This is a genomic window from Streptomyces sp. S186 (assembly GCF_051603415.1).
Classification (GTDB): Bacteria; Actinomycetota; Actinomycetes; order Streptomycetales; family Streptomycetaceae; genus Streptomyces.
Genome location: NZ_CP193932.1, coordinates 7,355,410 through 7,379,532, shown reverse-complemented (window position 1 = coordinate 7,379,532; position 24,123 = coordinate 7,355,410). Strand labels below are relative to the sequence as shown.

Annotated in this window: 20 protein-coding genes and 1 riboswitch; of the genes, 7 read left to right on the top strand and 13 right to left on the bottom strand. The window is 71.7% G+C overall.

Features of this window, described 5'->3' with window-relative positions:
• Positions 1 to 20: 20 nt before the first annotated feature.
• The 6 genes from ACRAS8_RS31910 to ACRAS8_RS31885 form a co-directional block, all read right to left on the bottom strand.
• A complete protein-coding gene (locus tag ACRAS8_RS31910) occupies positions 21 to 1,121 on the bottom strand; it encodes an LCP family protein (RefSeq protein ID WP_438489454.1) in 1,101 nt (366 codons plus the stop codon).
• 53 nt (positions 1,122 to 1,174) lie between these two features.
• Positions 1,175 to 3,286 (bottom strand): bifunctional polysaccharide deacetylase/glycosyltransferase family 2 protein, encoded by a 2,112-nt coding sequence (locus ACRAS8_RS31905; protein ID WP_438490660.1) that lies wholly within the window; start codon positions 3,284 to 3,286, stop codon positions 1,175 to 1,177.
• Positions 3,287 to 3,310: 24 nt separating this feature from the next.
• Positions 3,311 to 3,571 (bottom strand): hypothetical protein, encoded by a 261-nt coding sequence (locus ACRAS8_RS31900; RefSeq protein ID WP_438489453.1) that lies wholly within the window; start codon positions 3,569 to 3,571, stop codon positions 3,311 to 3,313.
• 314 nt (positions 3,572 to 3,885) lie between these two features.
• Entirely contained in the window at positions 3,886 to 5,322 is a 1,437-nt protein-coding gene (locus ACRAS8_RS31895) for an MFS transporter (protein ID WP_438489452.1), read from the bottom strand.
• Entirely contained in the window at positions 5,262 to 7,322 is a 2,061-nt protein-coding gene (locus ACRAS8_RS31890) for a PEP/pyruvate-binding domain-containing protein (RefSeq protein WP_438489451.1), read from the bottom strand. Before ACRAS8_RS31890 ends, ACRAS8_RS31895 begins: the two co-directional genes overlap by 61 nt.
• A complete protein-coding gene (locus ACRAS8_RS31885; protein ID WP_438489450.1) occupies positions 7,319 to 8,704 on the bottom strand; it encodes an ATP-grasp domain-containing protein in 1,386 nt (461 codons plus the stop codon). Before ACRAS8_RS31885 ends, ACRAS8_RS31890 begins: the two co-directional genes overlap by 4 nt.
• 356 nt (positions 8,705 to 9,060) lie before the next feature.
• Between ACRAS8_RS31885 and ACRAS8_RS31880 the strand changes: the two genes are divergently transcribed.
• Both ACRAS8_RS31880 and ACRAS8_RS31875 read left to right on the top strand, forming a co-directional pair.
• A complete protein-coding gene (locus tag ACRAS8_RS31880) occupies positions 9,061 to 10,323 on the top strand; it encodes a PAS domain-containing protein (protein WP_438489449.1) in 1,263 nt (420 codons plus the stop codon).
• Between the two features lie 114 nt (positions 10,324 to 10,437).
• Entirely contained in the window at positions 10,438 to 11,049 is a 612-nt protein-coding gene (locus ACRAS8_RS31875) for a histidine phosphatase family protein (RefSeq protein WP_438489448.1), read from the top strand.
• Positions 11,050 to 11,095: 46 nt separating this feature from the next.
• Here the strand turns inward: ACRAS8_RS31875 and ACRAS8_RS31870 are convergent, their stop codons facing one another.
• Together ACRAS8_RS31870 and ACRAS8_RS31865 are read right to left on the bottom strand one after the other, a co-directional pair.
• Positions 11,096 to 11,848, bottom strand: a complete 753-nt coding sequence (locus tag ACRAS8_RS31870; RefSeq protein ID WP_438489447.1) for a CbtA family protein — start codon at positions 11,846 to 11,848, stop codon at positions 11,096 to 11,098.
• 23 nt (positions 11,849 to 11,871) lie between these two features.
• Positions 11,872 to 12,093, bottom strand: a complete 222-nt coding sequence (locus ACRAS8_RS31865) for a CbtB domain-containing protein (protein WP_438489446.1) — start codon at positions 12,091 to 12,093, stop codon at positions 11,872 to 11,874.
• Between the two features lie 38 nt (positions 12,094 to 12,131).
• Positions 12,132 to 12,274: riboswitch (cobalamin riboswitch) on the bottom strand.
• Between the two features lie 440 nt (positions 12,275 to 12,714).
• Here ACRAS8_RS31865 and ACRAS8_RS31860 point away from each other — a divergent pair.
• Positions 12,715 to 13,203: a CAP domain-containing protein gene (locus ACRAS8_RS31860; protein ID WP_438489445.1), complete on the top strand. Its 489-nt coding sequence runs from the start codon at positions 12,715 to 12,717 to the stop codon at positions 13,201 to 13,203.
• A gap of 69 nt (positions 13,204 to 13,272) precedes the next feature.
• On the opposite strand, the gene ACRAS8_RS31855 is transcribed toward ACRAS8_RS31860, so the two are convergent.
• Entirely contained in the window at positions 13,273 to 15,285 is a 2,013-nt protein-coding gene (locus ACRAS8_RS31855; protein ID WP_438489444.1) for a protein kinase domain-containing protein, read from the bottom strand.
• 194 nt (positions 15,286 to 15,479) lie between these two features.
• On the opposite strand from ACRAS8_RS31855, the gene ACRAS8_RS31850 reads away from it, so the two are divergent.
• Positions 15,480 to 17,183, top strand: coding sequence for an amidase (locus tag ACRAS8_RS31850; protein ID WP_438489443.1), 1,704 nt, complete (start codon positions 15,480 to 15,482; stop codon positions 17,181 to 17,183).
• Between the two features lie 46 nt (positions 17,184 to 17,229).
• Here ACRAS8_RS31850 and ACRAS8_RS31845 read toward each other — a convergent pair whose 3' ends face one another.
• A complete protein-coding gene (locus ACRAS8_RS31845) occupies positions 17,230 to 17,772 on the bottom strand; it encodes a GNAT family N-acetyltransferase (protein ID WP_438489442.1) in 543 nt (180 codons plus the stop codon).
• A gap of 116 nt (positions 17,773 to 17,888) precedes the next feature.
• Here ACRAS8_RS31845 and ACRAS8_RS31840 point away from each other — a divergent pair, with 116 nt between their 5' ends.
• Positions 17,889 to 18,509 (top strand): TetR/AcrR family transcriptional regulator, encoded by a 621-nt coding sequence (locus tag ACRAS8_RS31840; RefSeq protein ID WP_438489441.1) that lies wholly within the window; start codon positions 17,889 to 17,891, stop codon positions 18,507 to 18,509.
• A gap of 25 nt (positions 18,510 to 18,534) precedes the next feature.
• Positions 18,535 to 19,311, top strand: coding sequence for a methyltransferase domain-containing protein (locus ACRAS8_RS31835; protein WP_438489440.1), 777 nt, complete (start codon positions 18,535 to 18,537; stop codon positions 19,309 to 19,311).
• A 109-nt stretch (positions 19,312 to 19,420) separates the two neighbouring features.
• On the opposite strand, the gene ACRAS8_RS31830 is transcribed toward ACRAS8_RS31835, so the two are convergent.
• From ACRAS8_RS31830 to ACRAS8_RS31820, 3 genes are all read right to left on the bottom strand, one after another.
• Complete coding sequence (locus ACRAS8_RS31830) at positions 19,421 to 19,897, bottom strand: (2Fe-2S)-binding protein (protein ID WP_438489439.1); 477 nt, start codon at positions 19,895 to 19,897, stop codon at positions 19,421 to 19,423.
• 62 nt (positions 19,898 to 19,959) lie between these two features.
• Positions 19,960 to 22,347: a molybdopterin cofactor-binding domain-containing protein gene (locus ACRAS8_RS31825; RefSeq protein ID WP_438490659.1), complete on the bottom strand. Its 2,388-nt coding sequence runs from the start codon at positions 22,345 to 22,347 to the stop codon at positions 19,960 to 19,962.
• A gap of 100 nt (positions 22,348 to 22,447) precedes the next feature.
• Entirely contained in the window at positions 22,448 to 22,939 is a 492-nt protein-coding gene (locus tag ACRAS8_RS31820; RefSeq protein WP_438489438.1) for a TetR/AcrR family transcriptional regulator, read from the bottom strand.
• 84 nt (positions 22,940 to 23,023) lie between these two features.
• Here ACRAS8_RS31820 and ACRAS8_RS31815 point away from each other — a divergent pair, with 84 nt between their 5' ends.
• Entirely contained in the window at positions 23,024 to 24,097 is a 1,074-nt protein-coding gene (locus ACRAS8_RS31815; protein ID WP_438489437.1) for an FAD-dependent monooxygenase, read from the top strand.
• The last annotated feature ends 26 nt before the right edge of the window (positions 24,098 to 24,123 follow it).

Here is a 24,123-nt window from a genome sequence, read left to right as displayed (position 1 = left end):
CGCCGCAATGGAACGGGCGTTCACCGGACCTTGCCGCCCTTGACGTCCACCGGGCGGTCGTCGTGAAGTTCGCGGAACAGGCGTCCGGCCCGTGCCTGGTCCCACCGTACGGTGCTGCCCTCGGCAGTGGGGATGCCGATACCGGACACCGGGACGTTGAGCTGGGTGCCGTGTCCGCCGGTGACTCCCCGGAGCGCCTGGAACATCGCGGTGAGGTCCAGCAGACCGGTGTTGCGGTCGACGAGCAGGGTGTCCAGGCCGGCGTCGAGGGCGGAGTACACAGCGAGCGGGTTGAGCACCGTGCCCGGCTCCGCCGCCCGGTGGGCGAGGGCGGAAAGGAACTTCTGCTGGTTGCGGGTGCGGCCCAGGTCGCCCTGGGCCTCCTGGTGGCGCTGGCGGACGAAGGCGAGCGCCGCGGTGCCGTTGAGGGTGTGGCAGCCCTTGGTGAAGTCGGCGCCGGACTTGTCGTCCTTGAGGTCCCGGTCCAGGCAGATCGGGACGCCGCGGACGGCGTCGACCAGATTGACGAAGCCCGCGAAGCCCACCTCCACGTAGTGGTCGATCGTCAGGCCGGTGTTGTGTTCGATGGTGTTGACCAGCATTTTCGGGCCGCCGATCGCGAAGGAGGCGTTCAGCTTGTGCGGGGCCGGGGCGTGCCGCTTGCCCGTCATCGGGCTGGTGTAGGCCGGGACGGTCAGCCATGAGTCGCGCGGCAGGCTCACCATCGTGGTGCCGGCCGTACCGGTGTGCAGCAGGATCATCGAGTCCGTGCGCCGGCCGCCGGCCGAGCCGGTGTGCAGTTGCTGCTTCTCCCGGTCGGTGAGGCCCTCGCGGCTGTCGGACCCGACGAGGAGGTAGTTGGTGCCCTTGCCGGTCCTGTCGTCCCGGTCGTCCTGGCCGGAGGTTCCGAGGTCGACGGTGTTGTGGAGCTTGCCGTCGGCCCAGGCGAAGGCGCCGGCGGGCACGGCGAGGAGGACGACCAGCAGCGCGACGACCAGGCGGCGCACCGGCCGCCTGCGGCGGGAGCGGTGCGCGCGGCGCCGCGGCGCGGGTCCGCTCACCGTGGACGCCTCGTCGTCCGTGGGCGCCTCGCCGTCCCAATGGCCCCTCGTGCTGCTCATCTACTCACTCTCCTCGGTCACTTCGGGGGTCACTTCGGCAGTCGCTTCGGCAGTCACTTCGTCGACAGGGGGCTCGGTTGGGGGGCCGGTTGGGGAGCCGGTTCGCCGCCGAGCAGATGCTGGTTGGCGGTGCCGGAGCGGTGCATGCGGTGCCAGGTGAGGCGGGTGCCGAGCAGCGCGGTGACCACGGACTGGATCACGACGAGGTACAGCAGTTGCCGGTAGAAGAACAGCTGGAGCGGCAGGGCCCACAGCACGCCGAGCCGTTCGTGGTCCAGGCGCAGCGCGTACGCCGCGGTGCCCATCTGGACGGCGAGGAATCCGAGCCAGACACCGAGGGCCTGCGCGGTGTTGCCGAAGCACAGCCCGTAGAGGGCGAAGACGTCGACGACCGGGGCGAACAGCGGCAGCAGGATCTGGAACAGGGCCAGGTACGTCAGCCCGCGGCGGCCGAAGCGGCCGGCCGGCCCGAACTCGATCAGGGCGTGGCGGTGCTTCCACATCGACTGCAGCGTGCCGTAGCACCAGCGGTAACGCTGGCTCCACAACTGGCGGAAACTGCTGGGGACTTCGGTCCAGGCGACGGCCCGCTCCTCGTAGACCACGCGGCGGCCCGCGCGCCACAGGGCCATGGTGAGGTCGGTGTCCTCGGCCAGGGTGTCCTCGCTGACGCCGCCGATCGCGGTGAGCGCGTCGCGGCGGAACGCCCCGATGGCACCGGGGACCGTCGGCATGCACTCCAGCACCTCGAACATCCGCCGGTCCAGGTTGAAGCCGAGGACGTACTCCAGGTGCTGCCATTTGCCCAACAGCCCGTCGCGGTTGCCGACCTTGGTGTTGCCGCTGACCGCGCCGATCGTCGGGTCGGCCAGTGGCTGGATCAGCTGGTGGAGGGCGTCCGGTTCGAAGACCGTGTCGGCGTCGATCACGACGATGATCTCGTGACGCGCGTAGCGCAAGCCGGTGCTGAGCGCCCTGGGCTTACCGGAGTTGGGCTGCCGCACCACGGTCACCCGCGGGTCGCCGATGGACTGGGCGAGCGCCGCGGTCCGGTCCGTCGACCCGTCGTCGATGACGAGGATCTGCAGGTCCCGGTGGGTGGAGGCGAGCAGCGAGCGCACGGTGGCCTCGATGCCCGCCTCCTCGTTGTACGCCGGGACCAGCACCGTCACCGGGTCGGTCACCTTGCGCAACCAGGGTGCACCGGACCGGTGCCGGTGCCGACGCCGCACATGGACGCGGGCGAGGAAGGCGACCACCACCAGCCGGAGCACGCCGAGCGCGCCGGCGATACCCAGCGCCCAGGTCATCCCGGCCGCGAAGGTGTGCCCGAGGGACTGGATCCGGATCAGCGCACGGCCCTGGATGCGCTCCAGGAGGGGAGCCTGCGTGGTCGGTGCGGGCCGCCCGAGCCCGTCGGTGATCGTGGTGAAGCGGCCCACTTCCGGGTCGGCCAGCAGCTTCGTCGCCTCCTGGTACCCGAGCGCGGTGTGGCTGAACTGCCGCACCACGCCGAAGGGCGGTTTGCGGGCGGACGAGGTGGCGGCGACGAGCAGATACCCCTGGTCGGTGGCGCGTTGGGCGGCCGTCCACTCCGCGCCGCACATCGTGTCGGCGGTGGTGGTGTGCGGCAGCCGCAGCAGTCGGGGGGTGACGCCAGCGGCGCCGGCCAGCGCGGTCCGGGTGAGGGAGAGTTCCCACCGGGCGCGGAGCGGCGAGGCGCTGCCCAGGTCGCCGCCGGTGTAGGTGTACGAGCCGATCTCGTGGCCGGCCTCGCGGATCCGCCGGACCAGGTCGGGGTGGCGCGCCGCCTGGATCCCGTAGAGGAAGAAGGTGGCGTGTGCGTGGTGCACGCGCAGCAGGTCGAGCAGGCGCGGGGTCCATACCGGGTCCGGGCCTCCGTCGAAGGTGAGCGCGGCGGTGCGGAACGGCATCTGTGCGGTCTGGGCGGTTTCCGCGCCGGTGACCCGCAGTACCGGCGCCCCGTTGTCGGCGGATCTGGGTATGGGACTGGTGCAGGCGCGCCGTGTGCGGGCGCCGTCGACCTCGTGGGTGGTCCAGCCTTCGAAGAGCAGCGAGGCCGCGACTATGGGGAGGATCAGCAGCAGTAACAGCCAGTGCCGGTGTGGGGGGTGACGCAGCGCGTGCCGCCCCTGCCCTGACATAGCCACGAGGGGCCCTTTCTGTCGTTACGGGGCAGGGACGGTGGCGTCCGCGGGGACGGCGGAGGGGGTGTTGCGCTGCCTTACGGGCACGGCGGGCCCGGGCGTGCGGGACGGTGCGGTGCGGTGGGGGCCGTCGGAACCGTGTGGCGGCTGGTGCCCGGCGCGTTCCGGGAGTTGGACGGCGGTGTCCGGTGCGGGTTTCCCGGCCGATTGCAGAAAGCCGCTGAACACGACGACGAGAAGCACGATATATCCGGTGCACAGGCACCCCAGGGTCACCGCCATGCGCCCCAGTAAGCGTCGGCGCCTGCCTGAGGTGTCGACAAATACGGGACGATTGCGCTGTTTACCGGGGCGAATGCTGTGGGGGGTAGCGGTTCGCATGGGGGGTGAGTGTATCCAGCTGCGCGGAAAGCGGAACAGAAAGATCGGCCGGCGCCTCCCCGCCGGTGAAGTCGGCCTGGAGGCCGCGTCGACGAGGGTCGCCACTTCTACCCAGCCCTGCCGTACTCATTCATCGCCACCCGGAATTCCAACGGCCGGTGTCCCTTTCGTCCGGCCGCTTCCGATGGGCCTTCACACCCCGTTCGCAATGGGGATCATGATGTGAAGTCACTCACGTCGTCCGGTGATAGCGCCGGACAATTGCGCTGTTCAATACGGGTGGTGGCGGCGTTTTGTGCGGTATTTGCCTCCGGGGCAGGTCCGTTGGCGGCTTCGCGGGTGCGGCGCAGCAGCGGGTGGAGTACGGCCAGCAGGGCCGCGGTGGCCAGTGCGCTGTGCCAGAGGAGGGCGTCCAGACGGCCGGCCGAGAGGTAGCCGCCCGCGGCGACGGCCACCAGGGCGCACACCGCCCGGTCGACGATGCTCTCCAGGGAGAGCAGGGTGGCGCGGGGCGCCCCTGCGGGGATGGCGTCGTTCACCAGCTTCCGCTGCAGCGGATAGCCGAGGCCGGTGACGGCCGCGAACAGGCACAGCAGGGCGACGACGGTCCAGGGCCCGCCGAGCGTGCTGCCCGCCAGGGCCGCCGCCATCACCAGACTGAGCAGCGACACCCAGGTCACCGGGGACAGCCGGGTGGTGAGCCAGTGCGGGCGGGCCGAGGCCACCGCTTCGGCGACGGTCATGGCGGCCAGCGCCGCACCGTGCGCGCTGGTGGGAACGGCGTGGGCGAGCAGGACCGGCTGGAAGAGGTTGACCTGGCAGATCCGGGCCAGGGTGAAGAGCGCGACGCCCTGCACCATCACTAGGGCGAGCCAGGGCGTGGCGCGGACGGTCCGCAGCGCGGCCACCGCCTCGTGGCGGACGGTGCCGGCGCCGCGGGAGCCGGAACCGCCGCCCCGCTCCCGGCCGTCGGGGGTGTACTGGCGCGGCAGCAGGACGGCGCACACCAGCGAGCCGCCCGCGCTCGCCGCGCTCAGGACGTACGGCGCGGGGTGCGCGAGGTCCATCAGCGGGCCGACCAGCGGCCAGCACAGCACCTTCGCGGCCAGGCCCCACGCCCGTGCCTGGCCCTCGGCCTTCAGGTAGTGGCCGGAGGCACCCTCGGCCCGCAGGCCGTCGTAGAGGTAGGCGCTGGCGGCGCCCGAGGTCAGCGAGCGTCCGGCGGCGATGAGCAGGAAGTGGACCAGGAAACCGGAGTAGTGCGGGGTCAGCACCGGGACGAGGTTGGCCGCGGTCATCACGACCGCGCCGGCCCGCAGGCAGTTGCGGGTGCCGATGCGGTCGGCGATCAGTCCGGTGGGGATCTCGAAGAGGCAGAAGGCGAGGTAGTAGATGCTCTGGATGCCGAAGATCTGGCCGTCGGTCAGGCCGGCCTGCCGCTGGTACTCGTAGAACACCGGCATCCACCACAGCAGGTTGAACAGCAGCTGGAAGCCGTTGTTGAGGCGGATGATGCGGCGGGCTCCCGGCGTGAGGGGCACGCCGTCGGGGGTACGGGGCGTGCGGGTACGGCCGGCGCCGGGGCGGCCGGTCACCGGGCGTACGGGCGGATCTGGACCAGGTGGAAGGCGCCCTGATCGGTCATCAGCCATTCGATGTCCAGCGGCCGGTCCACGTCCTCGTCGCTGAAGTGTGACTGGAGGAGCCGGCCGGCCAGCGCCAGTCGGGCCAGTCGCTGTCTGGTCGCGGCGGGCAGGTCGTCGGCGCGGGAGCCCAGGGAGACGGTGCGGCCACCGCCCTCGACCGTGTTGTAGAGGTACTGCAGCGGCAGCGCGGTGCCGTCGACGACGGACTCGGGCGAGCCGGGAGAGCAGTTGAGGCAGACGTTGCGGAAGTCCGTGCGCCGGGTCGGGTTGCAGGTCACCAGCACGCCGCCGAGGTCCGCCGGGCGATAGCGCTGGATGATCACCCCCATGCAGGCGTCGTCGAGCGGGATGCCCGCCTGGTGGCGCAGCCGGACGCTGCGGGGCGAGAACAGGGACGCCCACACCTGCCTTACCGCGTCCAGGAGTTGGGCCGTGCCGTGCACATCGGTGACCGAGTCGTAGACGCCGGCGGCGGAGAAGCCGGGCAGGTCCTCGGCGTTGGAGGAGGAGCGCACCACCAGGCGGCCGGCGCCGTCCGGGCCGGCGGGCAGCGCCGCGGTGATACGGCGGGCCAGTCCGTCGGGTATGGGGGTGTGCCGGATCAGGTGTTGCAGTGTGCGGCAGAGCGGGTCGAGCGCGGCTGTCTCGTCGCGTTCCAACGCGGTCCTCAGCTCGCCGATGCCGCGTTGGAGGGCGGGGCCGGCGGCGAGGAAGCGGTGGTGCAGGGCGAACGGGAGGGCGACGCCGTCGGGGGCCGCGACCGTGGCACGGGTGAACGCAGCGGCAGCGGACCGCAGTTCCGCGCCGCGGGTGGTGGGCGCGAGGCCCAGGCGGGCCGCGAGGTGGCTGAGGAGATCCGTTCGCGGCGGCCGGGGGCGGCCGTGGTACGCGGTCAGGTCGACGTCGTGTGCGCCGAGGACGTGGTGCAGTTCTCCGAGGTTGGCCGCCTTGGTGCCGTAGCGGTCCTGGTCGGTGCGGCGCAGTCGGTGCAGCGGCAGTGCGGGCAGATCCGCCAGCCGCGGGGGCCTGACCCGGATCGGCTGCCGCTGCCACGCGGGCGCCGTGAGCGTCGGTGCCCGGTCCAGGCGCAGCAGGGTGATGTCGTCGTCGCACACCTCGTAGCGGACCCATGCGCCGTCCAGTCCGTCCGCCGTGATCAGCTGATCCAGGTCGCGGACGATGGCGTTGGGGATGCCCCAGCCGGAGGCCAGGACGTTGGTGTGCGAGAGCGGGGTGGTGGGGGCGGTGTTGATGAAGCCGGCGACCCGCGGCACGTCGTCGGGCAGGCGGGGCATGGCGACGATGTCGGCCCAGCCGAGGGAGTCCGCGGCGGCCGCGTAGGCGTCGGCGGTCCGGAAGTGGCGCAGCCGGCCGACGGCCGTGCCGGGGTTCAGCGGGGTCCGGGTGCGGCTGCCGAACAGCTGATGACTGTGGATGCGCGGCACCCGGACGTCGCTGATCGTGGCGAGTTCGTGTTCCTGCCCGTGGTTGGCGGGCTTCAGCAGCAGCGGGAGCCGGGCGTCCAGCCGGTGGCGGACGGAGGTGTAGAACTCCTCCAGCAGCGGGCCGGACATGGTGTCGGCCTCGGTGGTCTCCAGGACGAGGAAGGGCCGCTCCCGGCCGTCGGTGCCGGGGCCGGTGTCGGGGTCGGTGTGCAGGGAGAGCACGCCGAGCAGGAACCGGCGCTCGGGGTCCGTGTAGACCGAGGCGTTGACGGCGTCCAGCCGGGCGTCGAGCTCCGCCGGCCGCATACCGAGGATGCGGGTGGCGAGGTAGTCCACGTGGAAGGGGTGGACCGCGGTGTCCAGGAGGTGCCAGGTGTTCTCGGCGCGGTCCACCACGACCTTGAGGTACGGGTGTCCGGCGAGGGTTCCGGCCAGGGTGTGGAAGAGGGGGAGGGCGAGCTGTTCCCCGACGGCCGTGCGGTCGGCGGCGGGGCGCGGCGCGCCGGAGGGCCCGTCGGGACGGGCCGCGGGGGTGGTGGGGGTGGTCACGACACTGCTCATGAGCGGGCCTCCATGGGCTCGTTCGCGTCCCCGGCCGCGGGAAGGAGGTGCGGCAGGGCGTCGACCAGGGTGCGGAAGTCGTGCAGCACGGTCTCGGGGTCGATGGCGGACAGCAGGCACAGCGCGGCCATGGTGTTGGCGCCGGCGGCGGGGTCGTAGACCGGTACCGGCGTGCCGTCCGGCAGCGAGTTCTCGGCCACCACGGACAGCGTGCTGCCGGGGCTCAAGGGGGCCGCGTCCCGTACGGCCGCGAAGTCCCAGCGTCGGCGGTCCGGCCAGGCGGCGCCGGCGCCGTCCACGGCCAGTACGACGAGGGAACCGGCCGCGCCGCGCGCCTCCTGTGCCAGGCGGGCCTCGGCAGGCCAGTTCACCGGGCGTCCCAGCAACTGGTCGACGAGCATGCCGATGAGGTCCAGGCCGAAGACCTCCTCGATCTGCGGGACGGTCATCGCCCCGCCGAACCGGGCGGCGGTTTCGATCACCCACATCCGGCCGCCGGTACCGAGCTTGATCTCGGTGTGGGTACCGCAGTTCTCCAGGCCGAGTGCGTCCACGGCCTGCCGCGCCAGGGCCACCACGCGCCGCTGGGCGTCGGGCGGCAGCGCGGCCGGGGTGATGCCGGCGCGCTCGGTGAACGGCTCCACGGTCGGCATCCGGCCACTGAGGCAGACGGGATGGAAGACCCCGTCGACGACGGCGCCCTCGACGCTGACGTAGTCGCCCCAGCCGGGCTGGGCGAACCATCCCCCGGCGGTGCCCGGCACGATCTCCTCGACGAGGAAGTCGGCGTCGGCACCCGCCACATGCAGTTCGGCGTAGCCCAGTCCGGCGGATTCGGCCATCACCTCGCGTGCCCGGCGCCAGGCCGCCGGCACCTCGTCGGTGGCGCGGATGATCCGGTGCGCGGTGGAGCCGGCGCTCCAGGCGGCCTTCAGCAGCAGCGGGGCGCGGAGCGCGGCGGCCGCCTCGTGGAGCTCCCGCTCATCGGCCACCGGCCGGAACCGGGGCTGGGGAATGCCCTGTTGGGCCCAGGCGCGGCGCATCAGCCGCTTGTCGCGGGCGAGCGCACCGGACCGGCCGGCGCCGGCCAGGCCGAGCTTGGCGCACGCCTCCGCGACCGCGACAACCGCGTACTCGGAGAAGGTGACGACCGCGTCCGCGGCCACCTCCTGGGCCCGGTCGACGATCAGGGACACCAGGTCGCCCCGTTCGGGCCCGGTGGCGGTCGTCACGGAGGCGCACCGGTGCCCGGCGGTCGCGGCGATCGCGGGCGGCAGCGGGCTGAGCGCCAGCAGGTGCACCGCCGCGCGGGCGGCGACCCGTGACAGGGCATACCCCAAGGGCGGTCCGCCCTTGGCATACACGAACAGCACCGAGCTCACTGGAATCCGACTCCTTCACAAAGGGGTTGGGGGCCGTCTCTCTGGCGGCGGTCGGCGTCCGCGGTCCGATACCCGGACGCCCTGACTCCAGCGAACCAGTCGGACGGCCGCTGCCGGGCCGTCACAGGCCCCGACCCCTCAGGCAAATGCCAGAGTCGAGGGGTTCGTAGGGCGACTGTGAAGGTTCCGTGATGCCGTAGGAGAATGCCGGCCCGCGAGAAGGCGCGTCAGATCGGCCGAGAACCGGGCATACGCCATGCGGGCCGGGGATACGGATGCCACGGATGCCCGTGCGGGCGGCCGCAGACCGCCGCCGCGGGCACACCCCGCCAACTCCTCCGCACAGAGAGGCAGTCGTGGACGAGACCGGTCTGAAGTCACTGCTTGAACACCTCCCGGTGTCCTGGTGGGAGGCCGACCGCGACCTCCGGGTGATCGACAGCGGCGGAGGGGCCTTCGACGACGCCGGCACCGCCCAGCGCTTCCTGGACGCCCTGCGCCGGGAGCCGCCCGCGCCCTCCGCCGCGCCGGGGAACCCGCACCGCCAGGCACGGTTCGACGGCCGGCTCTTCGACGTGAACTGGCCCCTGGACGCCCCCCGTCCGGACCGCACCCGCGGAGTGGCCGTCGAGGTCGCCCCGGCCGAGACCACCGGCCGCCGCTTCGACGCCTTCGCCGACCTCGCCCCCGCCGCCGCCTTCATCCGGGACGCCGCCGGCCGCTACCGCTGGGCCAACCACGCCTACGCCCACCTCTACGGCACCACGCCCGAGCACGTCATCGGCAAGTACGTCCGCGACGTCGACGCCCCGGTCGACGCCGACCGGGTACTGGCACTGGACCAGGACGTGCTCGCCCGCGGCACACCGGTCCGGCACACCCTCACCTACCACCGCGCCGACGGCACCAGCGGCCACGCGGCCGGGCACCGCTTCCCGGTCCGCGAGGGCACCGAGACCTGTGTGGCCGGAATCTATATCGACATCAGCGACTACACCCGCGCCCTGCACCAGCGCCGGGAGGCGGAGGACAGCCTCTGCGCGCTGCGCGACCACAGCGGACTGCCGTGCGCCCTGCTCTCCGCCGGCGGACGGATCCTCCAGGCCAGCGCGGCCGCCGCCGAACTGCTCGGCACCCGCCTCTCGGAACTCGTCGGCAGCCGGGCCGACACCCTGCTCGCCCCCGACTCGCAACTACCGGCGCTGGAACGGGACTGGCGCGCCCTGATCACCCGCCGCCACCGCCGCCTCCAGACCTCCGCCGTCCTCCTCGACGGCCGCGGCCGGCAGCGCCGCGCCCGTCTGCACCTGACGACGGTGGGCCGCGGCAGGTCCCGCGCCGTCGGTGTCTGGGCCGTGGTCACCCACCAGGCACTCGCCCACGAGCCGCACCCGCCGCTCACCGCCAGCCAGGTCCGCATCCTCTCCCTGCTCGCGACCGGCCGCAGCAACGCCGAGATCGCCACCCGGCTCCACCTGTCCCGGCAGACCGTCGACTACCACCTCAGCCGCCTCCGGGACCTGCTGGACGCCCCGACCCGCTGCGCCCTGGTCGCCCGCGCCTACGTCCTGGGCATCCTCGCTCCTCAGGCATGGCCGCCCCGCGCGGCGACACCGTAGATTCGGAGGCGCGACGGCCCGGCGGCGCTCCCCGCTCACCGCGCCGGCGCACCATGTGCCGTATCCCGTGGCGGGACACCACCCCACGCCCGCAGCAGCAGGAGGAACGACCGCGTGACCAGCCGCCTCACCCTCATCTCGCCGGCGATCAGCGCATCGCTGCGGCAGGCCCGCTTCGACGACGGCTCGTCGCTCGACGACGGCGGGGCGGCCCGGGCCCGCGCGGCGGCCGGTTCCCTGCCGACCGCCGCGCGGGTCCGCGTCTCCCCCAGCGTGCGCTGCCGGGAGACGGCCTCGGCACTCGGCCTCGACGCCTCGGCGGCCCAGGAACGGTCCGAACCATCCGAACTGTCCGGCCTGAACGTGGGCCGCTGGACGGGCCGCACCCTCGACGAGGTGGGCGCCGCCGAGCCGGACGCGGTCGCCCGGTGGCTGGCCGATCCCGGCGCGGCACCGCACGGCGGCGAGTCGGTACGGGACCTGTGCGAGCGGGTCACGCGGTGGCTGGACGACTGTGGTGGGACCGACGGACGGACGCTCGCCGTGGTCGAACCGGAGGTCGTACGGGCCGCGGTGCTGCACGTGCTGGGCGCGCCGGAGACGGCGTTCTGGCGGCTCGACGTGCCTCCGCTCGCGGCCACCGAGCTCACCGGACGGTCCGGGCGCTGGAACCTGCGGCTGGGACGTGCCCTCGCAGCCGAGGCGGAGCCGGCGACCGAGGCATAGGGATGCCCGGCCGCACGGTCCGCATGCCCTCGCGGTGCCTAGGGACTCAGTGCGCGGCGGATACGCCCGGCGCCGTCGCCTCCGACACCGGCTCAGGGTTCAGCTGCCGTTCGGCCAACTCCCCGAAGAGCAGGCCGAATCCGCTCCACAGGACGGTCTGGATGGCCAGTGCCGAGAGCCGGAACCGCCACAGCAGCGTGGCCGGGAAGTCCTTCGGCACCTCGTTGACGACCGGCAGCACCGCATACGCCAACCCGACCACGACGACGAACGCGGCCACCGCCACCACCGTCGCCCACCAGGTGCCCAACCCGGGCGCGAGGCGCTTGCCCAGCATCGTGGCGCCGATCGCCAGCAGGACGCCGAGCAGCATCATCAGGAAGTACAGCGTGGTGCGCTTGCCGATGGTGTCCGGTTCCCCGACCGAGGGCGGGTTGGCCGGGTACTTCAGGAACGGGACCACGTAGCCGGCCAGCAGCGCGCAGCCCGACAGCAGCAGCGCGGTCGCCCGCGGACCGAACCGCCCCACCCGGCCCAGGGCGAAGCAGTAGGCGAGGGCGGCGATGCCGCCGAAGGCGATTCCGTAGACCAGGACGCCGGTGGCCAGGCCGGCGGTGGACTGCAGCGAGCGGGAGACGACCTCCATCTCGTGTTCGTGGGAGTGGGCCGCCTCGAAACCGATGGCGCCGTTGACGTTCGGTTCGCCGAGGAAGTAGGCGACGACGAGGGCGAGCCCGCCGGCGGCCAGGCCGGCGAGCATGCCTCGTACGAGCAGGTTTCGGACCGTTGCGGAGTTCATGATGTGCGGCGTCCCCGTGTGTGTCAGTGGCAGGGGAAACCGAGCAGGTGGCGGGCGTCGTGCACCCACTCGTGCACGTCGGTGCCCTGGAACACGGAGGTGGCGCCCTGCTCGGCGCCGACGAAGTACAGCAGGACCAGCATCAGGATGCCGAAGAACACCGCCCACGGGGCGATCGCCTTCAGCGGCAGCGTGACGGGGGCGGCGGAGGTGGTGACGGACGGCCGGGCGATGGTCTGCGCCATGGCAGAGCCTCCTTCTGGGAGTTCGCGTCCCATTTCGGTGGTGCACAAGACGACGGCCGCGGGTCTGACTCACGCGACGCCCGAGGCGTCCCGCACACAGTGGCGCGACCGTGCCGGAGTCCCACCGGCTTCCGCTTCTCCGTCGTCGATATCGAAGAGAAACTACCGCGCGGCGGATGGCCCGCCAAGGCCGGACGGGCCACTTGTCCACGAAGGCGCTTGTCGACGAAGGCGCACGCCTCCGGCTGCCGTTCCGGGCGCCCGCCGCCACAACCCACATCCGTGACATCCGTCATACCGGCGCACGCCGGAAACTATCGTGCCTAGTAGTGACCACCGCGGCGACAAATGAGAATTTGTCCGGCTTGATCTGGCGATGAGGTGCGCCCGGGGCCTCGGCGGTCGGCCCGCCGCTCCGCTTCGGTCGTTCACCAGCGGAGTCCACGCCCCTGACGTCGTGCCAGACGCATACGAAGCCGCGCGGAGCGAGGCAGCACGATCACCCGCACACCGCAAGAGGCAAAGGATCAACTGTCCCGTTTAGTAGTAGTGCCCATTGCTCGCCCTGCCGGCACTTCCCAGAATGTCGGCCATCGGCGCAACGAGCGAGTGAGGTCAGGCATGAAGAAGCACCGTAGGAAGAGCAACCACCGGCGGCTGACGCTTGCCGCCCTCGCCGTAGCCGCCCTGGGTGTCCCCTCCGTCGCCATGGCGGCTTCCGCCGCCCCCGCCTCCGTCGACACGGCCCGTGTGGTGGAGCTGGTCAACAAGGAGCGCAGCAAGGCCGGCTGCGCCCCGCTGACCGTCAATGCAAAACTGGCAAAAGCCGCCCAAGACCACAGCAAGGACATGGCAGACCACCGCAATATGTCACATACCGGATCCGACGGCTCCGACCCGGGCGCCCGGATCAAGGGCGCCGGCTACAACTGGAACAGCTACGGCGAGAACGTCGCCTACGGATACGCCACCCCGGAGAGCGTGCTGGCCGGCTGGATGTCGAGCCCCGGACACAAGCGCAACATCCTCGACTGCTCGTTCAAGGAGACCGGCATCGGCCTCGCCCAGCCCGGCGACTACTGGACGCAGGATTTCGCCACCGCTCAATAACCCCACGGGAGAACCGCCCAATAACCCCATGGGAGAGGAGAGCCCCATGGGAGAGGGGGGAGGGACGCCCTACCGTCCGCCGTTGACGACGGCTCGCTCCACCGCGCCGTCCTGAAGGTGCCACCGCTGGAGGATCTTCGCGTAGGCGCCGGTCCGGATGAGTCGGTCGAGTGCCTCGCGCACGGCGTCGCGCAGTGCCGTACCGGTCTTGGCGACGGCGATGCCGTAGGGGACGGAATCGATCTGTCCGCCGACGAGTTGGAAGGCGCCGCCGCCCGTGTGGGTCGCCGCGGTGTAGGCCGCGACCGGGAAGTCGTCGAGGCAGGCGAGGGAACGGCGCTGGGCGACATCGTCGTAGACCTCGGCCGTCGAGTCGAATTTCCGGAGCGTCGGCTGCGCGGGGAGCCGCCGGCTCAGTTCGTCGAGGTAGTTCTCGGCCGCGGAGCCGCGCTGAACCGCAACCGGCTTGCCCGACACGTCCTCCAGTTTGCCGAGGTGGTCCGGATTGCCCTTGCGCACGACGAGCGACAGCCCCGCCTGGAAGTAGTCGATCAGGTCGACCCCTCCCCCGGTCTTCGCCCCGCTCGCCTGCCCGCCCTGGCGGTCCTTGGTGTCGACCATCGCCGAGATGACCAGGTCGAACCGGCCCTGGCCGAGGCCGGCGAGCAGGGAGTCGAAGGTCGCGTTCCGGAACGTGCAGCGGACGCCCAGCTCACGGCCGAGGGCGTCGGCCAGATCGACGTCGAGGCCGGCGGGCTTGCCGTCGCTGAGGAACTCCATCGGCGCATAGGCGATATCGGAGCCGACGGTGATGATGCCCTTGTCCGCGATCGCCTGCGGCAACCGGCCGGACGGTTTCGCGCCCCCGCCGGGCTTGCCCGCCGCACCCCCGCCACCCGTGCCCGCCTTCCCGCCCTCCGGCCACAGCGTCCAGGCCAGCGCCCCGCCACCGGCCGCGACACCGGCGAGGGACAGCGCCGCAAGCACACGGCGACGGCTCGGGCCCGAGGGCGCGGGCGGGCCGTACGTCCCAGGCAGCGGACCGGGGCGCGTGGGGACCTGCGGTGGGGCGGTGGGCGACGGGGACTTCGGGGGATCGGCCATCGTGCGGGTCGGCAGCGCGCCGAGGTCGAAGGCGGCGCCGGCGGGCTCTGCGGCCGACGGGCCCGCGGGGGAGGTGTCGTGGGATCTGTCGTGGGATCTGGGGTCGCCGAGCTGTGCGGACAGGCGGTGCAGCTGCCCGGCGAGGGGGTCCGGCAGCCAGTCGTCGTACGGGCCCGGTGCGCCGACCCGCGCGACGAGCTCGGGGAGGGCCGGTCGCCGCGCCGGGTCCTTCGCCAGGCACGATGCCGCCAACCCACCAAGTTTCACCGGGAGTTGACCGAACTGCGGCTGTTCGTGCACGGTGCGGTACATCAGCACCTGCGGCTCGGCGTTGCCGTACGGGCCGTCGCCGGTCGCCGCGTAGACGATCACGCCACCGAGCGCGAAGACATCCGCGGCGCCCGTGATGTCGGGTCCGCTCATCACGAGCTGTTCGGGGGCCATGAACCCCGGGGTGCCGAGGGCGGTGCCGGTCGCCGTCAGCGCGGTGTCCGCCGCGGAGTGCGCGATGCCGAAGTCGATGACGCGGGGGCCGGTGGCGGTGAGCAGGATGTTGGACGGCTTGAGATCGCGGTGCACCAGGCCGTGCGCATGCACCGCCGACAGCGCCTGGAGCAGGCCGGCCGTCAGCAGCCACACGGTGCGCTCGGCCAACGGTCCCACGTCGTGCACCGCGGAACTCAAGGGGACGCCCGGCACGTACTCGGTCGCCATCCACGGCACGTCGTCCTGCGGCGCGGCATCGACCACCGGCGCCACGAACGGTCCCCCGACCCGCCCGGCCGCGGCCACCTCACGGGCGAAGCGCTTGCGGAAGCCGGGGTCGTCGGCGAGTTCGGAGCGTGCGGTCTTCACCGCCACGGTCCGCCCGTCCCCCGCGCGGCCGAGATAGACCCGGCCCATTCCGCCGCCGCCGAGCAGCCCAATGATCCGGAACGGCCCGATCTGTCGCGGATCGCCCTTCGCCAGCGGTCGCACCCGTACCCCCACCCGTGCCGGCAATTACGGGGGAACAGTATCCCGCACCCGTCCGCCCGGCTGAGCGTCGGACGGGGCCACCGCGGCAGCACCGGGCGCCCTGCAAGCCGCCACGGCGTGAAAGTCGCGTGAAAGTCCCTTGTGCCGGCCCGCCGGCCCGTAGTGCGCTGCCCCTCATGAGGAGCATGCGGAGCATGAGAAAGCGGAGTATTCGGGCGGCGGCCGCACTGGTTGCCGTCCTGGTCACGGGCTCGCTGTGCGCGGCCGCGCCGGATTCATCCGCAGACGCGACCGGGGCCGGCGCCGGCACTGGAGGTCCACCACCGGCGGGCCGTACACCCACAAGTCCGTTGTCGACGCGTGCGGAGTCGACTCGCCTGGGCGTCGATCTCGACACCGTGACGATTCCGCAACTCCAGGCACGTATGGCGGACGGAGCGCTGACCTCCCAGGCACTGACCGCCGCCTATCTGCGGCGGATCCAGGCCGTCGATCCGAAGGTCCATGCGGTGCTGCGCACCGACCCGGCGGCGCTGCGCCAGGCAGCCGCCAGCGACGCCAGACACCGGCACGGTGCGACCCGCGGCCCACTCGACGGCATCCCCGTCCTGCTCAAGGACAACGTGGACACCCGCGATATGCCCACCAGTGCCGGGTCGCTGGCACTGGCCGGCCGCCCGCCACACCGCGACGCGGCGCTGGTGGTCCGACTGCGGGAGGCGGGCGCGGTGATCCTCGGCAAGACCAATCTGTCCGAATGGGCGAACTTCCGCTCCACAAAGCCGACTTCGGGATGGTCGGCGGTGGGCGGGCAAACCCACAACCCGTACGTGCTGGACCGCAATCCCTGCGGCTCGTCCGCCGGTTCGGCCGCCGCGCTGGCCGCGTCGTTGGCGCAGGTGGCGATCGGCACCGAGACGGACGGTTCCATCGTGTGTGCGGCCGGGATGAACGGGGTGGTGGGCCACAAACCCAGTCTGGGACTGGTCAGTCAGGCCGGGGTGGTCCCGATCTCGGCGCAACAGGACACCGCGGGCCCCATGGCCCGCAATGTGACCGATGCCGCGCTCACCCTGGCGACGCTCCGTGATGACGACGCCACGCGCCCGGGCACGCCCGCCAGCCATCCGGACACACCGACCCGCTCCAGCGGACTACGTGACACAAGCGAACCGCGTGACACAAGCGGACTGCGTGGCAAACGGATCGGCCTGTGGCGGCTGCCCGAACTGGGGCCGGAGGTGGACGCGTTGGTTGCCCGCACCGCGGAGCGGCTACGGAGCGCGGGAGCCACCGTCGTCGAGGTGACGCCCCCGTACCAGAAGCGCATCGCGGAACTGGAAATCCCCACGCTGCTCAGCGAGTTCCACCGGGACATCGATGGCTATCTCACCACCCGCGGCGGACCGCGGAACCTCGCCGGGCTGATCGCGTTCAACCGCACCCACCCGGCAGAACGGAGCTGCTTCGCCGGACAGGAGCTCTTCGAGCAGGCCCTCGCCGCGCCGCCCACCACCGATCCGAAGTACCGTGCGGCACGTGCGGAGTTGACGAACCTGGCCCGCCGTTCACTCGACGAGACCATGGCCACCCATCGACTGGACGCCATCGCCGCACCCACCAACCCCCCTGCCTGGACGACCGACTGCGCACGGGGCGACAACGACATCATCCCGTCCTCGACCCCCGCGGCCGTAGCCGGCTACCCGTCACTGTCGGTACCCGCCGGGTTCGTACACGAGCTGCCCGTGGGCCTGCTCCTGATGGCCGGCAACCGCCAGGACGCCGCACTCCTGTCCCTGGGCGCCGCGGTGGAGCACCGCCTGCACGCCTGGCAGGCACCGCGCTACCTCCCAACGGCGGGCCGCGACGCCTTCCGACGCGACGCCTTGCACTGAACCGGCCGCCACGGACACCGCCGGCGCGCCGCACGGCAGGCGCGCCTCAGTCCGCCCATTCCTCGGCGAGGACGGACCAGACCTCGGTGTCATGCCGGACTCCCCGGTACGGGAACTGCCTGCGCAACACTCCGTCGCGCCGCATGCCGAGCCGGCGGGCCGCCTCGATACTGCGCTTGTTGGCCGGGGTGGTCCGCCATTCCACGCGACTCATCCCGCGCTCGCGGAAGGCCCAGTCGATCAGTGCCCGGCTCGCCCGGTGCACCAGTCCGCGCCCCTCCCCCGCCGATTCCAGCCAGCATCCGATCTCACAGACACCCAGGGCCGCATCGAACTGCGTGAACATCACGCCGCCGACCAGCACGCCCTCCAGCCAGATGCCGTAGATCCGCGGCCCGTCCTTTGCCTGGCCGTCCGCATAACCCTGGAGGACCTGGATCGCGGACTCCAGGTCAGTGGTACGGGTCGCCCACGGAATCCAGGGGTCCACCGTGGGCCGGGCGCGGTCCATGTGGTCGAGGAACTCCTGTGCCTGCCAGGGCTCCAAGGGCCGCAGCTCGGCACGGTCATCAAGCGGCAAGGCGAACACGGGGCCTCCGTCGGTCACTGGGAAAGCGGTCCGCCGACCGTGAGTCCCACCTCGGCGAATGTACTATGCCAACCGTATGGGAAAGAGTTCCCGAGAGGCCCGCAGGAAAGCCGACCATGCCGAAACAGGTGGACCACCGCGAACGTCGCGAGACCATCGCCCGTGCGCTGTGGCGCGTAGTGGAGCAGCGCGGCGTCGGGCACCTCTCGCTGCGCGAGGTCGCACGCGAAGCAGGCATGTCCCACGGGCAGCTTCAGCACTACTTCACCACCCGCGAGGCGATGCTGACGTTCGCGATGGACTTCGCCGCCGAACAGGCCACCCGACGCGTCGAGCACGGCCTGGCGGAACTCGGCGACCCACCGCACCCGCGTGACGTACTCCGCATCATGCTCACGGAGATGCTTCCGCTGCACGCCGACGCCCGCGCGACCAGCCGGATGAGCGCCGCCTTCGTCCTGGAGGCACTGCACGACGAGCACATCCACGCACGGGCGCGCGACGGTCTCGCCCAAGGGCGCGCCGCCGTCGAGCAGTTGATCCGCCAGGCCATCGCCGACGGATACCTCCACCCCGACCGCGATCCGGTGATCGAGACCAATCTGCTGCTCGCCCTCACCGGTTTCACCCCCCTCCTCGAACTCCGGGTGATCGAGCCACAGGACACGCTCACCGCCATCGATCACTACCTGGACAGACTGTTCCCCGACAAGAAAGCCACTCCGGGCACGGCCTGAGGAATCTCCTGCTTGACTGGCCGTCATGACCTCATCCCCCTTCGAGACGACCAGGCCCGACCAGATCGCCTACCTCGACCGCCTCGCCGCGAGCGAGGTCGCCCGCGCCTACAAGCAGCGCATGCTCGACCTGCTCGATGTCCGCGCCGGCCAGACCGTGCTCGACCTCGGCTGCGGACCCGGGACCGACCTCGACACGCTGGCCGAAGCGGCCACCACCACGGGTTCGGTGATCGGTGTCGACCGCGATCCGGCCATGGTCGACGCGGCTCGGGCGCGCACCGCCGACAACCCCGTGGTGGACGTCCGCCTGGGCGACCTCCACGACCTGGCGCTGCCCGACCGGGCCGCCGACCGGGCGCGCACCGACCGGGTGTTGCAGCATGTCGACGATCCCCTTCAGGCGCTCGGCGAGGTCCGACGGGTTCTGCGGCCGGGCGGGCGACTGGTCATGGGCGAGCCGGACTGGGAGACGCTGACCATCGACCACCCGGACCGCGAGCTGACACGCGCCTACACCCGCCACCTCGCCGACGAGGTGGTACGCAATGCGGCCATCGGCAGGCAACTCGCCCGCCTGGCGACCCAGTGCGGTTTCGCGGTGCCAACAGTCGTTCCCGTCACCTCGGTCTTCCGGGACGCTCGCGCCGCCGACCGGATCCTCGGACTGGAACGCACCACCCGGCGCGCCGTCGCCGCCGGATACTTCGACGAGGAGCAGGCCGACCGCTGGTTGGCGCACCTCGCCCACGGCCCCTTCCTCGCCACGGTGACGTGCTACCTCGTCGTGGCCGAGGCATAGCATCCCGAGCCCGCATCCCGTCCGGATACGCGAGCGCTACGCACGCATGCTCTCCGGGCGCCAGGCAACAGTCTCGCCGACGGGGCTGCCGCGTCGCGGACTCACTCGTCTAGAAGTGCCTGGCGCCCTCCATGATGGCCTGGCGGATGCGGTGATAGGTGCCGCAGCGGCAGACGTTGCGGATCTCGTCGAGGTCGGCCTCGGTGATCTCCCTTCCGGCGGCGCGGGCCTGCTTCACCTTGGCGACCGCGGCCATGATCTGGCCGGGCTGGCAGTAGCCGCACTGGGCGACGTCGTACGCCAGCCACGCCTCCTGCATGGGGTGCAGGTCCTTGCCGACGGTGGCCGGCAGCCCCTCGATGGTGGTGACCTCGTCGTCCGGCCGGACGTCCTTGACCGGAACCGAACAGGGGTTGAACGCCCTGCCGTTGAGGTGACTGGTGCATGCCTGGCAGACACCGAGGCCGCAGCCGTACTTCGGCCCGGTGACGCCCAGGACGTCGCGCAGCACCCACAGCAGCCGTACGTCGTCCTCGATGTCCACCGTGACGGACTTGCCGTTGAGGATGAAGGTGTGTTCGGGCACGGTCGCTCCTTGCGCTGCTGATGGCCCTGGCGTTCCTGGTGTGCGCTGCCGGCGGACCGGCTTCAGTGGGCACGGTCCAGGCCGTCGGTCGGCGATTGCGGGATCGGGGGGACGGTCGGCAGTGGCTCGAAGCCGAGCGGGCCGGAGTGGTTGACGGGGAAGGTGGTGGGCATGGTGCCGGTGGCCGCGCCGTAGGCGCAGGCGACCGCTGCGGCGGCGGCGCCGACCGCCAACTCACCCGCGCCGCCCGGCTTCCCGGTGGTCGGCGGCATGACCACGATCGTCAGCTCGGGCGGGGTGTTCCACTGCCGGGTGTAGAAGTAGTTGTCCCAGCTGCCCTCCAGGAACGCGCCGTCCTTGAGGTGCAGGCCCGAGGTGAGCGTGAGGGCGATGCCGTCCATGATGCCGCCCATCATCTGCGCCTCCAGGCCCTTCGGGTTGACGGCCAGGCCGACGTCGACGGCACAGACGACCTTGGTGACGCGGGGTCCCGTACAGGCGTCGGGGATGTGCCGCCCGGTGGTCTCCGGGCGGCAGTCGATTTCGGCGAGGACCGCGACGACGCCGTGGTATTCGGGGTGGACGGCGATGCCCTGGGCCGTGCCGGCCGGCATCTTCCGTCCCCAGTCACCGAGTTCGGCGACCTTGTCCAGGACGGCCCTGGCCCGGTCGTCCTTGATCAGCTGCCGGCGGAAGGCCAGGCGGTCCTTGCCCATCTCGTCCGCCAGCCGGTCGATGACGAGTTCCTGGGCGCACCGGACGTTGGGCGAGTAGATATTGCGCATGCTGCCGGTGTTGAAGCCCTTGTCCACCTCGTTGAGGAGCTGGGTGGTGAGGCCGAGGTCGTAGGGCGTCCGCTGGGTGAGCGTGAAGATCGTCTCGGAGAAGGTGAGGTCTCCCACGGGCAGCTTGGCGGCCGTGGCGGTGATGATCTCCCCCAGGCCGTGCCCGAAGTCGGTGGAGACGGAGGTGTGCCGCTGTTCGTAGGTGAGCACCTTGCCCAGCGCGTACGTCGCCCGTATGCGCGAGGTGGCCATCGGGTGCGTGCGCCCCTGCCGGAACTCGTCGGTGCGGTGCCACATCAGCTTGACCGGCTTGCCCATCGCCTTGGAGACCTCGGCGGCTTCGAGTGCGGCGTCAAAGAACAGCTTGCGGCCGAACGACCCACCGCCCTCGGCGACATGCACCGTGACCGCGCTCTGCGGCAGTCCCAGCCTGGCCGCGATCGCCTGTTGGGCGACGATCGGTGACTTCAGGGCCGCCCAGATCTCGGCCCGGTCGGACCGTACGTCGGCGGCCGCGCAGTTGGGCTCCAGCGCGCTGTTGCTGGCGAAGTGAAAGGTGAAGGAGCCCTCGACGGTCTTGGCCAGGTGACTCAACTTCGGTACGGCGAGCGGGAGTTCGGCCGCCTTCAGCTCGCGCAGGACGGTGTCGTCGGACGCCCGTTCCGCGGTTCCCGGGCCCCAGGTCACTCGAAGGGCGCGCACCGCGTCGATGCACTGTCCGAAGGTCCGGGCGCGTACCGCGACGCCGGTGGAGATGGTCGCGACGTCGGTGACGCCGGGCATCGCCCGCACCGTCGCGATATTCCGCACGGAGCGCACCGTGCCGTTGATCGTGGGCGGCCGGCACACCATGGCCGGCGCGGCACCGGGCACCTGCAGGTCCATGGCGAACTGTTTGCGACCCGTCACGCTCTCCCGCGCGTCGACGCGGTTGCGTGCGGTGCCGATGACCGAGAACGCGGACCGCGGTTTGAGGTCGGTGGCCACGCGTACGGTCTCCAGGCTCGCGGCCTTCCCGGCGAGCGAACCGTAGGTCGCGCTCCGGCCGTTCGGAGCGCTGATCACCCCGGCCTTGGTGCTCAGTGCGGAGACCTCGGCGCCGAGCAGATCGGCGGCGGCCGCCAGGAGCCGCTGCCTGGCTATCGCCGCGGCGACCCGGATCGGCGTGTAGGTGGAGATGGTGGTGTTGGAACCGCCGGTGAGCTGGTTGAACAGCAGCTCCGGGCGCGCGTCCGCGAGGGTGACGTGGACCTTCTCCAGCGGCAGGTCGAGTTCCTCGGCGATCAGCATCGCCGAGGAGGTGGTGATGCCCTGGCCCACCTCGGCACGCGGCAGCGCGAACGAGGCGGTGCCGTCGGCGTGGACGTGGATCGTGATGAGGCCGGCCGTCGGCAGCGCGGCGTCGGTGAGCATGTCGTTGAGGTCGAACAGGTTCGTCAACTCGGGCAGCGAGCCGGCCGCGGCGTGTGCCGGCGTGGATCCTGCTGCCGCTTCGCCGAGTTGGGCCGCCACGGCCAGTGTCGGCGCCGCCAGGACATAGCCGAGGAACCTGCGGCGGTCGATCCCCGCTGCGCCGTTCCCGGTGTCCGAGGCGCCCTGACCCGGCTGGACCGGGTCGGCGGCCTCGCTGTGCTCCCGCGCCAGAGGATCCTGACCACCCATCATCTGTCCTCTCACGGAGCGCAGTTGACCGATCTATCGGATGGTAGCGAACGCCTGCGCACGACAGAACAACGGGGACGCCGGTCCGGCGGCGGCGAGCGGGTCAGGACTCGCCGGTGAGCGTGCGCAGCTCGTGGACCACGTCACGGCCGGACGGTGCGTGCTCCGGGTCGATCAGCCACTGCAGCATCAGTCCGCTCAACAATGCGAGCGGTACCGAGCCGCCCAGTCCCTCGCGGCCCTGGCGCTGCCCCTCGGCGAGATGGGCGCGGACCTCGGGTGACCGCTCGGCCTGCACCGCGGCCTCCAGTTGGGCCACCCACAGCGCCCGGTGGGTGGTGAAGCTGTCGATCAGCGCCTGCCAGCGGTCCGCCGGCTCGTCCCCCGGTGCCTGTGCGCGGAGTTCGTCGTCGAGTTCGTCGACCGCCTGCACCAGTGCCTGGGTGAGCAGCGCGTCCTTGGAGCCGAAGTGGTAGCCGATGGCGGCATGACTGACCCCGGCGGCCTGGGCGATGTCCCGGACGGTGGTGCGGGCCCAGCCGCGTTCGATCAGGCACTGTTTGGCCCCGGCCAGCAGATCCTCTCGGTTTCCCATGCCGCACAGCATAGCGAAGACTTGCCCAATCGGTTCATCCATATGGTTTGACCAAATGGTCAAGAGCGGTCTACGGTCGTTCCCATGACGACGACGAAGGTTCTGATTTCGGGTGCCGGCGTGGCCGGTCCGGCCCTGGCCTACTTCCTGCGGTGCGACGGCTACGAGGTGACCGTGGTCGAGCGCGCACCGGGCCTGCGCGACACCGGGTATGCGGTCGACTTCCGCGGCGCGGCGTTCGACGTGCTGGAGGAGATGGGCATCCTCGGCGAGGTCCGCGGGCACGACACACAGATGCGCGGCACGACCCTGGTCGACGCGACGGGCGCCGAGACCGGGCGGCTCCCGGCCGAGGTGTTCGCCGGCGAACTCGAAGTCCCGAAACGGGAACTGACCCGGATCCTGCACCGGGTGACCGCGGCCGACGTGGAGTATGTCTTCGACGACTCGATCAGTGCGCTCAGCCAGGACGACTCCGGCGTCGCGGTCGAGTTCGAGCGGTCCGAGGCCCGGCGCTTCGACCTCGTCATCGGCGCGGACGGGGTCTATTCGAAGGTCCGCCGGCTCGCCTTCGGCCCGCACGCGGACGCCCTGCGGCACCTGGGCATGTCCGGCGCCGGGTTCACCACGGCCAACCACCTCGGCCTCAACCGCAGCGGAGTGCTGTGCCAGACGGGGAGCACGGCGATCTACGCGTTCAGCGCCGCCGATCCGGACACCCTGACGGTCAGCCTGTCCTTCGCCGGCGCCTCGCCCGAACTGGACCGGCGGGGCCGCGCGGAGCAGGAGCGGGCCGTACGGGAGGCGTTCGCCGGGCGCGGCTGGGAAGCGCCGCGCCTGCTGGCGGCGATGACCGCGGCGGACGACTTCTCCTTCTCCTCCACCTGCCAGATCGAACTCGACGGGTGGTCGCGGGGCCGGGTCGCGCTGCTCGGCGACGCGGGGTACTGCGCCGCGCCCACCAGCGGCATGGGCACCTCCCAGGCACTGATCGGCGCCCGCACCCTGGCCCGGCAGCTGGCCCGGGCAGGCGGCGACCACTCGACCGCGTTCGCCGCCTATGAGGCGGAGCTGCGGCCCTATGTCGCCGAGAACCAGGCAAAGGGCCGGGAGGTCGCGGTGATGTTCGGTGGTGGAGGCATACCGGCGGGTTCGTAGGCGGTGAGTTGTGGCGGCAAGCCTGT

Bases quoted from the DNA above. Each gene is read 5' to 3' on its own strand.
- ACRAS8_RS31910 (WP_438489454.1), bottom strand. From the start codon at position 1,121: ATGAGCAGCACGAGGGGCCATTGGGACGGCGAGGCGCCCACGGACGAC.
- ACRAS8_RS31905 (WP_438490660.1), bottom strand. From the start codon at position 3,286: ATGTCAGGGCAGGGGCGGCACGCGCTGCGTCACCCCCCACACCGGCAC.
- ACRAS8_RS31900 (WP_438489453.1), bottom strand. From the start codon at position 3,571: ATGGCGGTGACCCTGGGGTGCCTGTGCACCGGATATATCGTGCTTCTC.
- ACRAS8_RS31895 (WP_438489452.1), bottom strand. From the start codon at position 5,322: ATGGCTGATGACCGATCAGGGCGCCTTCCACCTGGTCCAGATCCGCCC.
- ACRAS8_RS31890 (WP_438489451.1), bottom strand. From the start codon at position 7,322: ATGAGCAGTGTCGTGACCACCCCCACCACCCCCGCGGCCCGTCCCGAC.
- ACRAS8_RS31870 (WP_438489447.1), bottom strand. From the start codon at position 11,848: ATGAACTCCGCAACGGTCCGAAACCTGCTCGTACGAGGCATGCTCGCC.
- ACRAS8_RS31865 (WP_438489446.1), bottom strand. From the start codon at position 12,093: ATGGCGCAGACCATCGCCCGGCCGTCCGTCACCACCTCCGCCGCCCCC.
- ACRAS8_RS31860 (WP_438489445.1), top strand. From the start codon at position 12,715: ATGAAGAAGCACCGTAGGAAGAGCAACCACCGGCGGCTGACGCTTGCC.
- ACRAS8_RS31850 (WP_438489443.1), top strand. From the start codon at position 15,480: ATGAGAAAGCGGAGTATTCGGGCGGCGGCCGCACTGGTTGCCGTCCTG.
- ACRAS8_RS31840 (WP_438489441.1), top strand. From the start codon at position 17,889: ATGCCGAAACAGGTGGACCACCGCGAACGTCGCGAGACCATCGCCCGT.
- ACRAS8_RS31835 (WP_438489440.1), top strand. From the start codon at position 18,535: ATGACCTCATCCCCCTTCGAGACGACCAGGCCCGACCAGATCGCCTAC.
- ACRAS8_RS31825 (WP_438490659.1), bottom strand. From the start codon at position 22,347: ATGATGGGTGGTCAGGATCCTCTGGCGCGGGAGCACAGCGAGGCCGCC.
- ACRAS8_RS31820 (WP_438489438.1), bottom strand. From the start codon at position 22,939: ATGGGAAACCGAGAGGATCTGCTGGCCGGGGCCAAACAGTGCCTGATC.
- ACRAS8_RS31815 (WP_438489437.1), top strand. From the start codon at position 23,024: ATGACGACGACGAAGGTTCTGATTTCGGGTGCCGGCGTGGCCGGTCCG.